The sequence below is a fragment of the Arthrobacter sp. USHLN218 genome, from assembly GCF_037144715.1.
In the GTDB taxonomy this organism is placed as follows: domain Bacteria; phylum Actinomycetota; class Actinomycetes; order Actinomycetales; family Micrococcaceae; genus Crystallibacter.
Window position 1 is genome coordinate 435,135 of the sequence record NZ_JBBCYT010000004.1, and the last position, 14,802, is coordinate 449,936.

At 67.8% G+C, this 14,802-nt stretch carries 15 protein-coding genes; 4 read left to right on the top strand and 11 right to left on the bottom strand.

Going from position 1 to position 14,802, the window contains the following annotated elements; translation table 11 throughout:
- Positions 1 to 59 precede the first annotated feature (59 nt).
- Together WFH44_RS11910 and WFH44_RS11915 are read left to right on the top strand one after the other, a co-directional pair.
- A complete protein-coding gene (locus WFH44_RS11910; protein ID WP_336714079.1) occupies positions 60 to 635 on the top strand; it encodes a CGNR zinc finger domain-containing protein in 576 nt (191 codons plus the stop codon).
- A 43-nt stretch (positions 636 to 678) separates the two neighbouring features.
- Entirely contained in the window at positions 679 to 1,044 is a 366-nt protein-coding gene (locus WFH44_RS11915) for a hypothetical protein (protein WP_336714080.1), read from the top strand.
- Positions 1,045 to 1,057: 13 nt separating this feature from the next.
- Here the strand turns inward: WFH44_RS11915 and WFH44_RS11920 are convergent, their stop codons facing one another.
- The 8 genes from WFH44_RS11920 to WFH44_RS11955 all read right to left on the bottom strand — a co-directional run bounded on the left by WFH44_RS11920 (position 1,058) and on the right by WFH44_RS11955 (position 7,355).
- Positions 1,058 to 1,906, bottom strand: a complete 849-nt coding sequence (locus tag WFH44_RS11920) for a DUF1206 domain-containing protein (protein WP_336714081.1) — start codon at positions 1,904 to 1,906, stop codon at positions 1,058 to 1,060.
- A gap of 27 nt (positions 1,907 to 1,933) precedes the next feature.
- A complete protein-coding gene (locus WFH44_RS11925) occupies positions 1,934 to 2,338 on the bottom strand; it encodes a hypothetical protein (RefSeq protein WP_336714082.1) in 405 nt (134 codons plus the stop codon).
- Positions 2,339 to 2,516: 178 nt separating this feature from the next.
- On the bottom strand, positions 2,517 to 3,077 hold the full coding sequence (locus tag WFH44_RS11930; protein ID WP_336714083.1) for a hypothetical protein: 561 nt from the start codon (positions 3,075 to 3,077) through the stop codon (positions 2,517 to 2,519).
- Between the two features lie 10 nt (positions 3,078 to 3,087).
- The gene (locus WFH44_RS11935) at positions 3,088 to 4,434 is read right to left on the bottom strand and encodes an MATE family efflux transporter (protein ID WP_336714084.1); all 1,347 of its coding nucleotides are present in this window, start codon (positions 4,432 to 4,434) and stop codon (positions 3,088 to 3,090) included.
- Between the two features lie 84 nt (positions 4,435 to 4,518).
- Positions 4,519 to 5,358 carry an ABC transporter permease gene (locus tag WFH44_RS11940; protein WP_336714085.1) on the bottom strand — a complete coding sequence of 280 codons (840 nt, stop codon included), beginning with the start codon at positions 5,356 to 5,358 and terminating at the stop codon, positions 4,519 to 4,521.
- Positions 5,355 to 6,326 (bottom strand): ABC transporter ATP-binding protein, encoded by a 972-nt coding sequence (locus WFH44_RS11945; protein ID WP_336714086.1) that lies wholly within the window; start codon positions 6,324 to 6,326, stop codon positions 5,355 to 5,357. The genes WFH44_RS11940 and WFH44_RS11945 overlap by 4 nt, the downstream gene beginning before the upstream one ends.
- Positions 6,327 to 6,393: 67 nt before the next feature.
- Positions 6,394 to 6,684, bottom strand: a complete 291-nt coding sequence (locus tag WFH44_RS11950; protein ID WP_336714087.1) for a transcriptional regulator — start codon at positions 6,682 to 6,684, stop codon at positions 6,394 to 6,396.
- A gap of 2 nt (positions 6,685 to 6,686) precedes the next feature.
- On the bottom strand, positions 6,687 to 7,355 hold the full coding sequence (locus WFH44_RS11955; RefSeq protein WP_336714088.1) for a hypothetical protein: 669 nt from the start codon (positions 7,353 to 7,355) through the stop codon (positions 6,687 to 6,689).
- A 161-nt stretch (positions 7,356 to 7,516) separates the two neighbouring features.
- On the opposite strand from WFH44_RS11955, the gene WFH44_RS11960 reads away from it, so the two are divergent.
- Together WFH44_RS11960 and WFH44_RS11965 are read left to right on the top strand one after the other, a co-directional pair.
- Complete coding sequence (locus tag WFH44_RS11960) at positions 7,517 to 8,011, top strand: MarR family winged helix-turn-helix transcriptional regulator (RefSeq protein WP_336714089.1); 495 nt, start codon at positions 7,517 to 7,519, stop codon at positions 8,009 to 8,011.
- Positions 8,012 to 8,073: 62 nt separating this feature from the next.
- A complete protein-coding gene (locus WFH44_RS11965) occupies positions 8,074 to 9,741 on the top strand; it encodes an MDR family MFS transporter (protein ID WP_336714161.1) in 1,668 nt (555 codons plus the stop codon).
- A 33-nt stretch (positions 9,742 to 9,774) separates the two neighbouring features.
- Here the strand turns inward: WFH44_RS11965 and WFH44_RS11970 are convergent, their stop codons facing one another.
- The 3 genes from WFH44_RS11970 to WFH44_RS11980 all read right to left on the bottom strand — a co-directional run bounded on the left by WFH44_RS11970 (position 9,775) and on the right by WFH44_RS11980 (position 14,684).
- On the bottom strand, positions 9,775 to 10,566 hold the full coding sequence (locus tag WFH44_RS11970; RefSeq protein ID WP_336714090.1) for a hypothetical protein: 792 nt from the start codon (positions 10,564 to 10,566) through the stop codon (positions 9,775 to 9,777).
- Between the two features lie 300 nt (positions 10,567 to 10,866).
- Positions 10,867 to 12,951: an ABC transporter ATP-binding protein gene (locus tag WFH44_RS11975; RefSeq protein ID WP_442892902.1), complete on the bottom strand. Its 2,085-nt coding sequence runs from the start codon at positions 12,949 to 12,951 to the stop codon at positions 10,867 to 10,869.
- Between the two features lie 2 nt (positions 12,952 to 12,953).
- Positions 12,954 to 14,684, bottom strand: coding sequence for an ABC transporter ATP-binding protein (locus WFH44_RS11980; protein ID WP_336714091.1), 1,731 nt, complete (start codon positions 14,682 to 14,684; stop codon positions 12,954 to 12,956).
- Positions 14,685 to 14,802: the final 118 nt, after the last annotated feature.

Below are 14,802 nucleotides of genomic sequence, written 5' to 3' on the forward strand. Positions count from 1 at the left end.
GTCAGGAGCTAAGGCGGGTATAGTGCTGACAGTACTTATGTTCCCGTTCAGGAGTCAAGATGGTTTTTGCGCATGACACCGAGGCGTCGCTGATCCACGCGGCAAAGCTCATCAATACCGCCGAGCAGGAAGTCGACCAGCTCAAAACCGGGGCCGACCTGGACGAGTTCCTCAGGGTGAACGGGTTCACCGGGTCGCGCACGCACACCCTGCACGAACTCCGCGCCGTCCGCCACCTGCGGCCCCAACTGCGCGCCGTCTGGACCGCGGAGGAGGACGAGGCCGTGCGGCTGGTCAACAACATCCTGCGGAACGGGCGGGCACTCCCCCAACTCGTCAAACATGACCATTGGGAGTACCACCTGCACGCCACCACGCCCGAGGCGCCGCTGGAGGTCCGGATGGCCGTCGAGGCCGCGATGGCCTTCGTCGACGTGATCCGCGAGCAGGAACTCGAGCGCCTGCGGGTGTGTGAGGCCGAAGACTGCAACGCCGTCCTGGTCGACCTGTCGCGCAACCGCTCGAAGCGCTTCTGCGACACCGGCAACTGCGCCAACCGGACGCATGTCGCCGCCTACCGGGCCCGCAAAGCTGCCGCCGACCCGTTGCGAATCCGCGAATCATCAGTAGGCTGAGGAATGGAGCAGTAACGCCCACCTACGAACTGGAGGAACGGCCATGATGAAGAAAGCGGTATTTTTGGCAGGCGTCGGCGTCGGATTCCTGCTCGGCTCACGCTCCGGGCGGGAGAGCTACGAAAAGGTCAAGACGGAGGCCCAGAAGCTCTGGAACGATCCGAAGGTCCAGAACAAGGTCTCCGAGGGCACCGAGTGGGCCAAGCAGAAGGCCCCGCAGGTGCAGGAAAAGGTCAGCGAAAAGGCCAAGGAAGTGTTCCACAAGAACGACGACGGCCACGGGGCCGGGCACGCGGCGACCGGCGCGGCCGGCACCACCAGCCCGGGCGTCACCGGAACCACCAGCCCCAACGCAACCGGCGAGTTCCTGCGTGATCCGTCCCGGCCGGACCAGGATCCGCTCGCGTAGCCTGGCGGGACCGCTACATCCGCCCGTACCGGGCCCTGATCATCGCGAATATGCCGTAGCAGACCAGCCCCAGGGCGATCGCCAGCAGTGCCGGAACACCGAAAGGGTGTTCCGGTAGTGCTTTAAGGCTCCCATCCAGGCCGGTCGACTCCGCCGGGTCATGCTTGAGCGTGGCGATGACGATCAGCAGCCCCATCAGCATCAAGGCCACGCCCTTGGCGATGTGCCCGAAGACGCCGAGGCCGCTAACGGTACGGCCGCGCTTGGTCACGCCGAGATTGAGTTCTTCCTTGAACTTCCGCCGCAGCGCCTTGACCACGAAGTAGACGCCGATGCCGAAGACCGTGCCGCCCGCCGCCACCAGGAGGGCGACGCCCGGCCCGGTGGCCAGCAGCGCGGCGGTCAGATCCTTGGTGGACTCCCCCGAGTCTGCATGGCCGCCGAAGGCGTAGCGGGCGAACGTCAGCGAAAACAGCCCGTAGGCAATGCTCAGCGATCCCGAGGAGATGGCCTTGGACACCCGCTCGCGCTTCCGCGGCAGGTGCCGGGCCCGCAGGGTCGCCTCGCTGAACTGCCACAGAGCGAGGCCGGCACAGCCCAGGAAGCAGCTCCACATCACGATCGGCCCGAACGGGGCGCTGGCCGCCAGCACGTCCACAGCACCGGCGGGGTCCGCCTCGCCGTAGCCGCCGAAGGCGATCCGGACGGCGATGGCGCCGATAAGGATGTGCACCAGGCCGAGCACGGCGAAACCGAACCTCGCGAGCACGTCCAGCGTCCTGGTGTTGGAGAGTTCCTCGGCGACGTCGGCCGTGCGCGCCGCCAGCGAATCGGCTTGGTCCTCGCCGCTGAAATCCTGCACCGCAGCCCCTAGCACACGGTACGCGGGTCAGGCGCTTCGGGGCGTCCCGCCGTCGTCGTTATTGTCCGGATCCGGTTCCTTGGCGGCCGGTGTCCCCGACCGGTGGCCCTCCGGCTTGCTCCGCGGGTGGCCCACGCTGCCGGCCCCGCCCGGAATCTTCGAGGAGACGCGGTGGATACCCGAGCCCTCGCTCAGGTGGTCCGGATTCTCCTTGCTGGCCATCGTCAGCACGGCCACCAGGAGCAGCGATGCGATGAACGCGATGCCCGCGGCGGTGATGCCCAGGTCCCAGCGCAGCTCGTGGCCGGCGCCGCCGGTGGAGAAGATCATCGTGAAGAAGCCCGCGATGACGGCGAGCACCGCCGAGAAGATCAGCGGCCCCTTGACGGACATCCGTGCCTCATTGGATGCTCCGGACGGCTTGGTCCCCACGATGAATCCTCCTGAATACTGCAAAGCTTTCCACACAAGTCTACCGGCTGTAGAAGAAGCCGGCTTCGCGGGCAGCAAGCCCGCCTCCGGGACCGGGCGGGCGGGTCGGGCTGGAGCAGGCGGGGCGGGCGCGGGCGGACGGGCGGTGGCGGACCGGGGCGGACGGGCGGTGGCGGACCTAGGCGGCCGCAGCCTTCCGCGCATCGAACCGGTAGCTGAGCGCCGCGATGCCCAGCACGACGGCGATGATGATGGCCGAGCCGCCCAGCACGCCGAGCAGCGCATGCGCGCCAAGGTGCGTGAAGAAGGGCATGGCGACGCCGAACCCGACCGACACGGCGCCGGTAATGAGCCAGTCCTTGGCCAGCACGGAGCCCTGCTCCCCGCGGTTCTGCCACCAGAGCACCAGTTCCGCGCCGCCGCCGATCAGCAGGGCGGCGGTGGCCAGGATCGTGAAGGTCGGCGGGGCCTGCAGCGCCATGGCCAGCAGCCCGGCGACCGCGAAGGACCCGGCCTGGAGCGTCAGCAGCGTGCGGTATTCCGCCGCCTCGGACCTGCGCGAGAGCATCCACACGGCGGCGCCGCTGAGCAGCAGGTAGAGCCCGCCGGCCACGGCCATGACGGCCTCTCCCGGCTCCTGCCAGAAGATGGTCAGGGCCCCGAAGACCGCGGCCACGAGGGCCCTCAGCATAATGGGTTGCCAGTAGGCTGCGGCCTGGGCTGCTCTGTTGGTGCTCACCCCTACGAGTTTAGTGCGCCCCCGTGGCCATCCATGCATCGTTGCGCACGCGCCAGCCGAGGGTCAGTGCGCGGGCGGCCATATAGCCGAGCCCGAAGGCCGCCCACAACCAGACCAGCCCCGCGGCACCGGACAGCCGTCCGGCGTCGACCACGGCCAGCAGCGGCAGGTACATCAGGAGATTCACGACGCCGGAAATCGCCAGGTATTTAGCGTCGCCCGCCCCGATCAGCACCCCGTCCAGCACGAAGACGAAGCCGCAGATCGGCTGGCTGAGGGCCAGCAGCAGCACGCCGACGGCGAAGGCCTCCTGCACGGCCGGATCGGAGGTGAACATCCAGCCGATATGCGGGCCCGCGAGCCCCAGGATGGCGCCGGTGAGCACCCCGAAGCCGACGCCCCAAATGATCATCCGGCGGGTCAGCGAATGGGCCAGCGGCCTGTTCCCGGCGCCGAGTTCCTTCCCGATCAGCGCCTGCGCGGCGATGGCGATGGCGTCCAAGGCGAAGGCCAGGAAGGTGAAGGCCGTCATGACGAGCTGGTGCCCCGCCAGGCTCACCGGCCCCTGCGAGGTGGCGACGAAGACGGTGGCCAGGATGGCGATCCGCAGGCTCAGGGTGCGCAGCATCAGCCACGAGCCCACGTGCGTGGTGGACTTGATGCCGGCCCAGGTCGGCGCCAGCGGAATGCGGTACTTAACGGCGGCCCGGTAGACGATGACCAGGTAGACCGCGGCCATGCCCCACTGCGCCAGGCTGGTGCCCAGCGCCGAACCGGCCACCGACAAGTCCAGCCCGTACACGAGCGCGAAGTTCAACCCGATGTTGACCATGAACCCGATGCCCGCCACGAGCAGGGGCGTTTTGGTGTCCTGCAGGCCGCGCAGCACGCCGGTGGCGGCGAGGACGATCAGCATCGCCGTCAGGCCGGGCATCGACCAGCGCAGGTAGTCGACGGCGTACTCGTGGACTTCGCCCGCGGCGCCCATGGCCGAGGCCAGCGCCGGCGCGCTGAACCATCCCGCCGCGGAGAGGAGGAGGCCCAGCAGTACGGCCAGCCAGATGCCGTCGCGCCCGATCGCCAACGCGTCCGCGATCCGGCCGGCGCCGAGCATGCGGGCCACCGCGGGGGTGGTGGAGTAGGCCAGGAAGACCATGAGACCGACGGCGGTCTGCACCACGGTGGCGGCCAGCCCCACGCCCGCCAGCTGTGCCACTCCCAGGTGCCCCACGATCGCCGAGTCCGCCAGGAGGAACAGCGGCTCGGCCACCAGGGCCCCGAAGGCAGGCAGGGCCAGGGCGAGGATGGTGCGGTTCAGGCCTTGCTGGGGACGGACCGCCGTTTGTCGTGAAGTCACGCCTCCCAGCTTAAGGCCGGTCCGGCGCTGCCTGCCGGATAGCCGTAGGCCGTGCGACAGGATCCGGGGCCCCGCGACCGTGTGCTACCGGAAGCGCCGGCCCTGGTCCCGCCGGTTCGCCCACAGGGCCAGGCCGCCCAGCAGCACCGTCCAGACCGCGAGGCACAAGACCGAGCCGGCCTCCAGCCCCTCGCCGGTGAGGGCGAAGACCGACACGTCGCGGGCTGCGCGCGACGGCAGGAAGAGCGAGAGCGTGTTGAGCCACTCCGGGAACGCCGCCGGCGGAAGCATCATCCCGCCGGCGAAGGCCATCGGAAAGAACACCACCTGTGTCACGGCCACGGCCACCTTGGAGGTGCACAGGTAGCCGATGAACAGCCCGAGCGCCAGGAACGGCAGCCCGCAGACCAGCCAGACCGCCACGGCCAGCGGCACCCGCCACCAGGACAGGCCGCCGCCGGCAAATGCCTCCGGCGCCGACGTCAGCAGGGCCCCGATCGCCAGCACCGGGACCAGCGCAAACAATGCGAACAGCATGGCTGGCAGCGCCCGGGCGACCGTCGGCGGCACAGGACCCACCGGCAGCGTCCGCAGGTAGCTGCTCCACGGGTTGGCCCGCTCCTCCGCGATGCCGATGCCGTAATTGAACAAGAACGAGCTCATCACCCCGAAGACCGCCAGCTGCGCCACCGCGGTCAGCGACGCCATCGGATCCGAAGTCACCAGCTCCTGCGGGACCACGAAGAACAGCAGTACCAGCGCGGGGAAGACGGTAGAGGAGATGACCGCCACCGGAATCCGCAGCTGCTCGAGGATCTGCGCCTTCGAGTGCGCCAGGACCAGCGAGGCCTGGCTCGGCGCCGGTCGGGCTGCGGTAGGGTCCACGGCCGGAACGGGCCGGGCGGGCTGGGTCAGGGCGCTCATGCTGATTCCTTTTCGATTGCGGCGGCTGCGTGGGCATGGCGGGTGAGGGCCACGAAGGCTTCCTCGAGCGTGGCGGCGTGGACTTCGAGGCCGCTGAAGCCGATCCCCTCCTCCACGAGCCGGCGCACCGTGGCGTCGGCGTCCTGCGTGACAATGGTCGTCGCCCCGGAAGCGGCAAGGGAGGAGCCGACCGTGTGCGGCCAGGTGCCAAAGTACGACGGCGGCAGCGGGCTGCGGAACGTGACCCGGCTAATTGCCACGTGGCTGCGGACCTGTTCCACGGTGCCATCCGCGATGACGGCGCCGCGGTCGACGACCACGACCCGGCTGGCCAAGGCCTGGATCTCTTCGAGGTAGTGGCTGGTGATCAGCAGCGTGCCGCCCCCGGCGCGGTAGTCCCGCAGTTGCTGCCACAGCGTCTCGCGGGCGTCCACGTCCAGGCCGGTGGTCGGCTCGTCGAGGATGACCAGCCGGGGACGCCCGACCAGGGCCAGCGCCACGAGCAGCCGGCGCTGTTGCCCGCCGGAGAGGGCGCCGCACTGCCGGTCCGCCATGTCCGACAAGCCAAAACGGTCCAGCAGTTCGGCGGAGGGAACCGGGTCCGCATAGTGGGCGGCCACGAAGTCGACCGTCTCGCGCAGCTTGAGCGTCTGGGGGACGGAGGTGGCCTGCGGGGTGATGCCCAGCTGCAGCCGGGCCGTCGGGTCCAGCGGATTCCGGCCGAACAGTTCGACGGAGCCGGCATCCGGGCGGCGCAGCCCGCAGAGCAAACTGATCAGCGTGGACTTGCCCGCGCCGTTCGGCCCGAGGAGTCCCACCGCCTCGCCCGCGTTGATCGCGAGGCTGAGCCCGTCCAGGGCCTTTACCTGGCCGAAGCTCTTGGCGACTTCTGTGGCCGAGGCGAGGACCGACGTCGTACTTTCAGTACTTACTGTGGATAGTGCCAGGGATGGCGCAGGGACTGACATGTGTGCTCCTCAGGTTGGCGCAGTACAGCTCCGCCCGCGGGGCGCGGACGGTGGGTGCGGCTTGGTTTCAGCCGCCGAGCAGTTCCTTGAGCGCGTCGCGGTAGGCGGCATAGGCGGCGCGGCCCTTGGGTGTGATGCCCACATAGGTTGCGGGAGTGCGGCCCTCGATGGTCTTGGTGACCTCGATGTAGCCGGCTTCTTCGAGCTTGCGCAGGTGGGTGGAGAGGTTGCCCGCGGTCATCTCCAGGATCTTGCGGAGCTTGGTGAAAGCGATTTTGTCCCGCTCCCCCACCTGGTTGAGCACCGTGATGGTGCGCAGCCGGGACTCGGCGTGGATTACGGGGTCGAGCTCCGGCATGTTCACGCCCCTGCCAGGAGGCGACGGCGGCGGACGCTGCCCGCGAGGGCCGCCGCGAAGAAGCCGATCGGCCCGAGGACGGCCAGCACGCTCAGGAAGTGCACTGGGCCGGCGAGTAGCGAAACGATGTTCACTACCAGGAACCAGACGCCCAGGACGGCCTGGTTCCGGTCGTTGAACATCGCGCCGCCAGCCATGTACATCAGCCCGACGATCAGGATGGCGATGCCGTTGAAGGCCATGCTGCGCAGCCAGTAATCGTTGGTCATCGCGATGACGACGCTTCCGAGCGCGCCCATGGTCATGAAGCCAAGCACCCATCCGCCTCCGTATATTGCGCCCAGGAAAGACGAGTGCCCGCGGATTCCGCGGCTCTGTCGGGTGATGATGACGACCGTGGAGACCAGCGCCACCAGGATGCAGGCTGCGAAGACCAGCATGGCCCGTTCCGGTTCCAGCGGCAGCCAGCCGAAGCGGGCGCCGTGCAGGCTGCCGTAGCCGACAAGCCAGGCCAAACCCCAGATGAGGTAGACCAGCCAGTCATTGCCATGCAGCTCGCGCCGGGCCCGGGTCTCTGCGTCATTGACCAGGCGGAGCGCGGCATGCAGGTCCAGCGGTGCCTCTTCCGGTTCCCCACGCTCGGCGGGACGTTCCTGGGCTTGCGGCGTCACGGCTCCCCTGCTTTCCCGGCGGTGCTAGTGTTCATGCAAACCAGTTTGCAGTGCAAAGTGGTTTGCCGCAAGTAGGAAACCGGCGGGTTCGAATATTTAGTTGCCCTAGGTAAATACATAAGATATAGTTGCCTTAGTAAACGAACTACTTGAGGTATCCCATGGCTGTAGAATCCGGCACTGCCGAACAACTCATCAGAAGGATCTACTCCTTCCAGCGGGCAATGCGCTGCGCCCACCACGTTGCGGTGGATCCCGCCGGCCCGGGCGTCGCGCTGCAAGGCGTGATGCGCCTGATCGGAGACGCCGGCGAGGTGCGGGCCACGGATCTCGCGGACCGGCTTGGGATCGGGGCGGCCGCCTTGAGCCGCCACATCGCCGATCTGGAAGCCTCCGGCCATTTGAAGCGGCGGCAGGATCCGGCAGACGGCCGGGCGTTCCTGCTCTCCCTCACCGACGAAGGTCAGACGAGCCTGCGGGCCGCTGCGGTGCGCCGGGCCGGCCTGCTGCAGGAAATGCTCGTCGGCTGGAGCGACGAGGACGCCGCGTCGGCCGCAGCGATGATGGAGCGCCTGGCTGCAACCCTCGAGAATTCACTCCGCGCAAAGAAGCCGGGCCAGCACAATCAGCAGAGCATGGCAGGAGCGGCCAAATGACAGCAACCCGCACGCACATAGAACCAGTCGAATCCCCGGTGCCGAAGCCGGCCCCGAGCGGGATGAGCCACCGGCAGATCCTGCAGGCCCTCACCGGCTTGCTGGCTGCCCTGTTTACCGCGATGGTCAGCAGCACCATCGTGGCGAATGCGCTGCCCACCATCATGGCGGACCTGCACGGAACCCAGACCGATTTCGCGTGGGTCGTGACGGCCGCGCTGCTGGCGAACGCGGTCACGACGCCGATCTGGGGAAAACTCGCGGACCTGTTCAGCAAGAAGCTTCTGGTCCAGCTGAGCATCATCATCTTCGTGGCCGGCTCCGTGCTGGCCGGCCTGTCCCAGGACATGCCCACGCTGCTGACCGCCCGCGTCATCCAGGGCGCGGCCATGGGCGGGCTGACCGCGCTGGCGCAGGCCATCATCGGCTCGATCATCCCGCCGCGCGAACGCGGCCGTTACGCCGGCTACATGGGTGCAGTCATGGCGGTTGCCACCGCCGGCGGCCCGCTGCTGGGCGGCTTCATCGTGGACAGCCCGCTGGGCTGGCGCTGGACCTTCTTTGTCTGCGTGCCCCTGGCCGTCGTCTCGCTCATCATGCTCCAACTGACGCTGAAGATCAGCCACATGCGCCGTCCGGCCAAGATCGACTGGCTCGGGTCCGTCCTGCTGACCGCCGGAGTCTCGATCCTGCTCATCTGGGTTTCCTTCGCCGGCAAGGCCGGCTACTACGAGTGGATCTCGGGACAATCCGCGCTCATGGTGGGCACCGGCGTCGTTCTCCTGGCTTTGCTGGTGTTCGTCGAATCCAAGGTGGCCCAGCCGATCATCCCGCTGAAGATCATCACGGAACGCACCACGGCCCTGTCCATCATCGCGTCGGTTTCCGTCGGTATCGCGATGTTCGGTTCGACGACGTTCCTCGGCCAGTACTTCCAGGTGGCGCGCGGCGCGACGCCCACCCATGCCGGCCTGCTCATGCTGCCGATGATCGCCGGCAACCTGATCGGTTCCACGGTTTCCGGCCAGCTGATCACCCGTTACGGCAAATGGAAGCGCTACCTGATCCTCGGCGCAGTCCTGGTCATCGGCGGAACCGGCCTGGCCGGCACCCTGGACCACCTGACCGCGTTCTGGATCGTCAGCATCTACATCTTCCTGCTGGGACTCGGCATGGGCATGCTGATGCAGAACCTCGTCCTTGCCGTCCAGAACACGGTCAATGTGAAAGACATCGGCTCCGCCAGCGCCTCGGTGGCGTTCTTCCGGTCCGTCGGCGGCGCGATCGGCGTCTCCGTCCTGGGCGCCGTCCTGTCCAACGAAGTTGGTTCCACCGCGGCAGCGGAGCTGGAGAAGGCCGGCATTCCCGTCTCGGGTGACGCCAGCGGAGCGTCGCTTGATCTAACCGCGATGCCGCCCCAGGTGCGGGACATCATGCGTGCTGCCTACGGAGACGGCACCGCGACCATCTTCCTGATTTCCGCCGCCATTGCCGTCATAGCGCTCGTTGCCGTGCTGTTCATCAGGGAAATCCCGCTGCGGCGCACCATTGAGCTGAAGCCGACGACGGAGCACCCGGTCGAACCGGGACTGGCCGGAGGCACGGAACCGGCCTCCACCGGCATGGTTCCGACCATGCGCCGTCACGCCGCTCCCGCCGGCGCCGCATCGGGTGCGGCATCCGGTGAAGAGGCGGCATCCGGGCGGGAAGGGCAGCCGCAAAGACGGTGATAGTGGCCCGCTCCGGGGCCGGCAATCCGCGGGCTAGATGCAGGAGTAGTCGTAGTCGAAGCCGCGGGAGACGAACTGCGTCAGCGTCACCCGGCCGCCGGGAGTCAGCGGAGCGGAAGCGCAGTTGTTCTTGGCTCCGTTCAGCGTGCGGGCGCCGGCGAGCCAGCTCGGCAGGGGGTTGAGGTTGCTCCCGGCCGGCACCTGGCCGACGATCTGGCCCCACTGTGAAGAGGTCGAGTACAGGCCGACGCGGGCCCCGATGCTCTGGAAGTAGGCGGTCATACCTTCGAGGTCCGCCCTGTTTGCGACCTGGTCGTCTGACCAGGTGTTCCCGGTTTCCACGTCCAGCCACCACAGGTAGACGGTCGGGTTGCCGACTCCGCGGAGATGGACGTCGTCATAGGCCTTCGCATAGCCGTACATGTAGGCGCAGGCCTCGTCAGGAGCACCCTCACAGGTGCCGTAGGGGTTGTTGACGGTCGTGCCGCCGTACTGGTTGCTGATCGGCCACCACGAACCGGCGGTGCCCGGGTTCGCAGTGTTGACGTAGAGCGCGACCAGCGGCTGGCCCGTGCCACCCGACGACTGCTGCGCCCAGGCCAGCTGGTCGGCCAAGCAGGGGTTGGTGTTGTTGGCCAGGCCGCCGTTGACGCCGACGATCCCGAAGGCCTGCCCGGTCGGCAGCAGCTTATTGCACTGCGGCCAGGAGACATCGTTGCCGACCGGCGTGGCGCTGCCTCCCTTCGCCGGGGCCGCGGCGGCACCCGGAGCGCCGGCCAGGCCGACAATCGCGGCGAACGCCCAACAGGCCAGGAGTACTAACATCCGGCGGAGGCCGCGCCGGCTCCTCGGAAAATCCCTGCGGGCGGGTCGGGCTGGCGCGGCACAAATATCTGCAGGCATGCGGGGCCTCTCGTCCGGACGGGCAAAGCTGACCGCCAGCTTCCTACCGCAGGAAGCCGGAGGTCAAGGTTTCGGCCGCAGATTTCGCCAACATGTGCCCGCGCGCGAACGCGTCGAAACCCGTCCCTCCCATCCCTCCGGCTGTGCAGCTGATGCCCCTTTCCGGCAGGAAAAGGGCATCAGCTGCTTCCTCGATGGCGGGATTGGCTACCCCGCCGCGCGTCAGGCCGGATCCGCCGCCGCCGCGAACTGCGACATGTACAGCCGGTAGTACGCGCCCTGGGCTTCGAGCAGCTCGGCATGGTTGCCCTGCTCCACGATCTGCCCCTCCTCCATCACCAGGATGACGTCCGCATCCCGGATGGTGGAGAGCCGGTGCGCGATCACGAACGAGGTCCGGTCGGTGCGCAGCGCGGCCATGGCGTGCTGCACCAGCAGCTCGGTGCGCGTGTCCACCGAGCTGGTCGCCTCGTCCAGGATCAGCAGCGACGGATTCGCGAGGAACGCCCGCGCGATCGTGATCAGCTGCTTCTCGCCCGCCGAGACGTTGTTGCCCTCCTCATCGATCACCGTGTCGTAGCCGTCCGGCAGCGCCCGCACGAAACGGTCCACGTAGGTGGCCTTGGCGGCGGCCAGCACCTGCTCCTCGGTGGCGTCCAGGTTGCCGTAGCGGATGTTGTCGAAGATGGACCCGCCGAAGAGCCAGGCGTCCTGCAGGACCATGGCCACCTTGGAGCGCAGCTCGGCCCGGCTCAGGTGCGTGATGTCCACGCCGTCCAGCGTGATCCGGCCGGAGTCCAGCTCGTAGAAGCGCATCACCAGGTTCACCAGCGTGGTCTTGCCGGCGCCGGTGGGCCCGACGATGGCCACCGTCTCCCCCGGCCGCGCGGCAAAGGAGAGGTCCTCGATCAGCGGCTTCTCCGGCGTGTAGCTGAAGCTGACGCGCTCGAACTCCACATGCCCGTCCGTCTTCGCCGGCAGCGTGCCGATCGCCGTATCCGGCTCCTGCTCCTCCGCGTCCAGCAGCTCGAACACGCGCTCGGCGGAAGCAACGCCGGACTGCAGCATGTTGGCCATGCCGGCCATCTGGCTCAGCGGCTGGTTGAACTCGCGCGAGTACTGGATGAACGCGGTCGCGTCGCCCAGCGTCATCGAGCCCGAAGCCACCCGCAGGCCGCCCACCACGGCGATGCCGACGTAGGACAGGTAGGAGATGAACTGCATGATCGGCATGATCATGCCGGAGACGAACTGCGCCCCGAAGGACGCCTTGTAGAGCTCCTCGTTCTTCTTCTCGAACTCGGCCATCGATTCCTGCTCGCGGCCGAAGACGCGGACCAGGTCGTGCCCGCTGAAGGACTCCTCGATGTGGCCGTTCAGCGCGCCCGTGTTCTTCCACTGGGCGGCGAAGAGCTTCTGGCTGCGCACGCCGATCAGGCCAGCGCCCACCGCGGACAGCGGAAGAGCAATCAGCGCGATCAGCGCCAGCTGCCAGGACACGATGAACATCATCACCGTGATGCCGATCAGGCTCAGGGCGGACATAATCAGCTGCGCGAAAGCCTGCTGCAGCGCCTGCTGGACGTTGTCGACGTCGTTCGTCACCCGGGAGAGCAGGTCGCCGCGCTGCCGGGTGTCGAAGTAGTTCAGCGGCAGCCGGTTCAGCTTGGCCTCCACGTCGCGGCGCAGGTTGAACACCACGCGCATCACGATCCGGTTCAGCACGTAACCCTGGAGCCACATGAAGAGCGAGGAGACCAGGTACATGCCGAGCACGATCAGGATCAGCCGTCCCAGCAGGGTGAAATCGATCCCGGCGCCCGGAGTGAGCGTCATTCCGGAGAGCATGTCCGCGAACTGGTCCTGCCCCTGCGCGCGCAGGCCGGCGATAACCTGGTCCTGGCTCACGCCGGCGGGCAGGTTCTTGCTCACCACACCGTTGAAGATCACGTCCATGGCATTGCCCAGGACCTTCGGCGCTATGACGTTAAGAACGACGGCGACCAGCACCATCGCGAGCACCGCGAAGATCCCAACCTTCTCGGGTTTCAGCAGGCCGAAGAGCCGCTTCGCCGAGGGCCAGAAATGCTGGGCCTTCTTAGCCGGCGTGCCGGTCATCCAGTCGCCGTCCGCCTCGGAGGGCTGGTACTCCTCCTCGTCGAATGTCCCGGCGAGAGCCTCGGCCTGTGCCTCCGCGGCAGCCCCCGGCGTGGGTGCGGCCACCGGTTCAATGGCCTGCGCGGTGGCCGGATCGGCGGCAGGCACGGCCTCGGCGTCCCCCAGCGTTGCCCGGTTGTCCTTGTCCATGCTCAGGCCACCTCCTCGGCTGCGATCTGCGATTCAACGATTTCCTGGTACGTGGGCGAGGTCTCGAGCAGTTCCTCGTGTGTGCCCCGGTCCACGATCTGGCCGTGCTCCATCACCAGGATCTGGTCCGCATCGCGGATCGTGGCCACCCGCTGGGCGACGATGATGACGGTGGCATCCTTGGTCCGGGCCTTCAGCGCCGCCCGGAGGCGCGCATCGGTGGCCACGTCCAGTGCGGAGAACGAGTCGTCGAACAGGTAGACCTTGGGCTTGGCGACCAGCGCGCGGGCGATGCAGAGCCGCTGCCGCTGCCCGCCGGACACGTTGGTGCCGCCCTGGGAGACCCGTGACTGAAGCCCGTCCTCCCCCTCCAGCACGAAGTCCGCCTGGGCCACGGCCAGCGCCTCCTGGAGTTCCTCGTCAGGGGCATCCGGGTCGCCGAAGCGCAGGTTGTGCGCGATGGTTCCGGAGAACAGGTAGGGCCGCTGCGGCACAATCGCCACGCGCCGGGTGATCTCCTGGCGCGCAAGCTCGGTGACGGGAACGCCGTCGAGCAAGACCTCGCCGCTGCCGGCGTCGAACAGCCGCGGCAGCATGGAGACCAGCGTGCTCTTGCCGGAGCCGGTACTGCCCACAATTGCCGTCGTCTGGCCCGGCCGCGCGGTGAAGCTTACATTGCTCAGCACCGGAGCCTCGGCCCCGGGGTAGGCGAAGGAGACGTTGCGGAATTCGACCGCGCCGGCCGCCTCCGCGGGTACCGTCGGCCGCTCGGGTTCGTGGATCGAAGCGGCCGCCTTGAGCACCTCGCCGATCCGCTCCGCGCACACGGCGGCGCGCGGGATCATCATCGCCATGAAGGTGCCCATCATGACCGCCACCAGGATCTGCAGCAGGTACTGCAGGAACGCGGTCAGCGCGCCGACCTGCATCTGTCCGGCATCGACCCGCAGGCCGCCGAACCACAGCACGGCGGCCGTCGCCAGGTGCAGGATCATGCCGATCGCCGGGAACATCAGCACGAACAGCGCTCCGACCGCCAGGGACACGTCGGTCAGTTCACGGTTCGACTTGTCGAAGCGCCGGGCCTCGTACGGTTCCCGCACGAAAGCCCGGACCACGCGGATGCCGGTGATCTGTTCCCGCAGCACCCCGTTGATGCCGTCGATCTTGGTCTGCATGGTGCGGAACAGCGGCATCAGCTTCCAGACCAGGAAACCGACGACGACGAAAAGCGCCGGCACCGAGACCCAGACCAGCCAGGACAGCTGCAGGTCCTCGCGCACCGCCATAATGATGCCGCCCACGCACATGATCGGCGCCGACACCATGAAGTTCAGGCCCATCAGCACCAGCATCTGCACCTGCTGCACGTCATTGGTGCCGCGGGTGATCAGGCTCGGCGCGCCGAACTCGTTGACCTCGCGCGCGGAGAACCCGGCCACCTTGTGGAAGACGCCCTTGCGCAGGTCCCGGCCGACTGCCATGGCCGCCTTCGAACCGAAGTAGACGCCCGCGATGGCGGTGGCCACCTGGACGAAGGCGACCCCCAGCATCACCGCTCCGGTGTTCCAGATGTAGTCGGTATCGCCCCGTGAGACGCCCTCGTCGATGATCTGGGCGTTCAGGCTGGGCAGGTAGAGGGCCGCGATGGTGGACGCCAGCTGCAGCACCACCACCGCCAGGACATACGGAAGATAAGGCCGCGCATAATGGCGGACCAGTTTGATCAGCATGAGCCGCTTTCTGGGACGTTTCGGAAGACGATGTTCCCGAAGACAACAAGGTGGAGTGACGGCGCCCTCGGTGTGGCGTTCCGGCGCAGGAATCGGGCGCCGCTCGAAGAGACCGCAA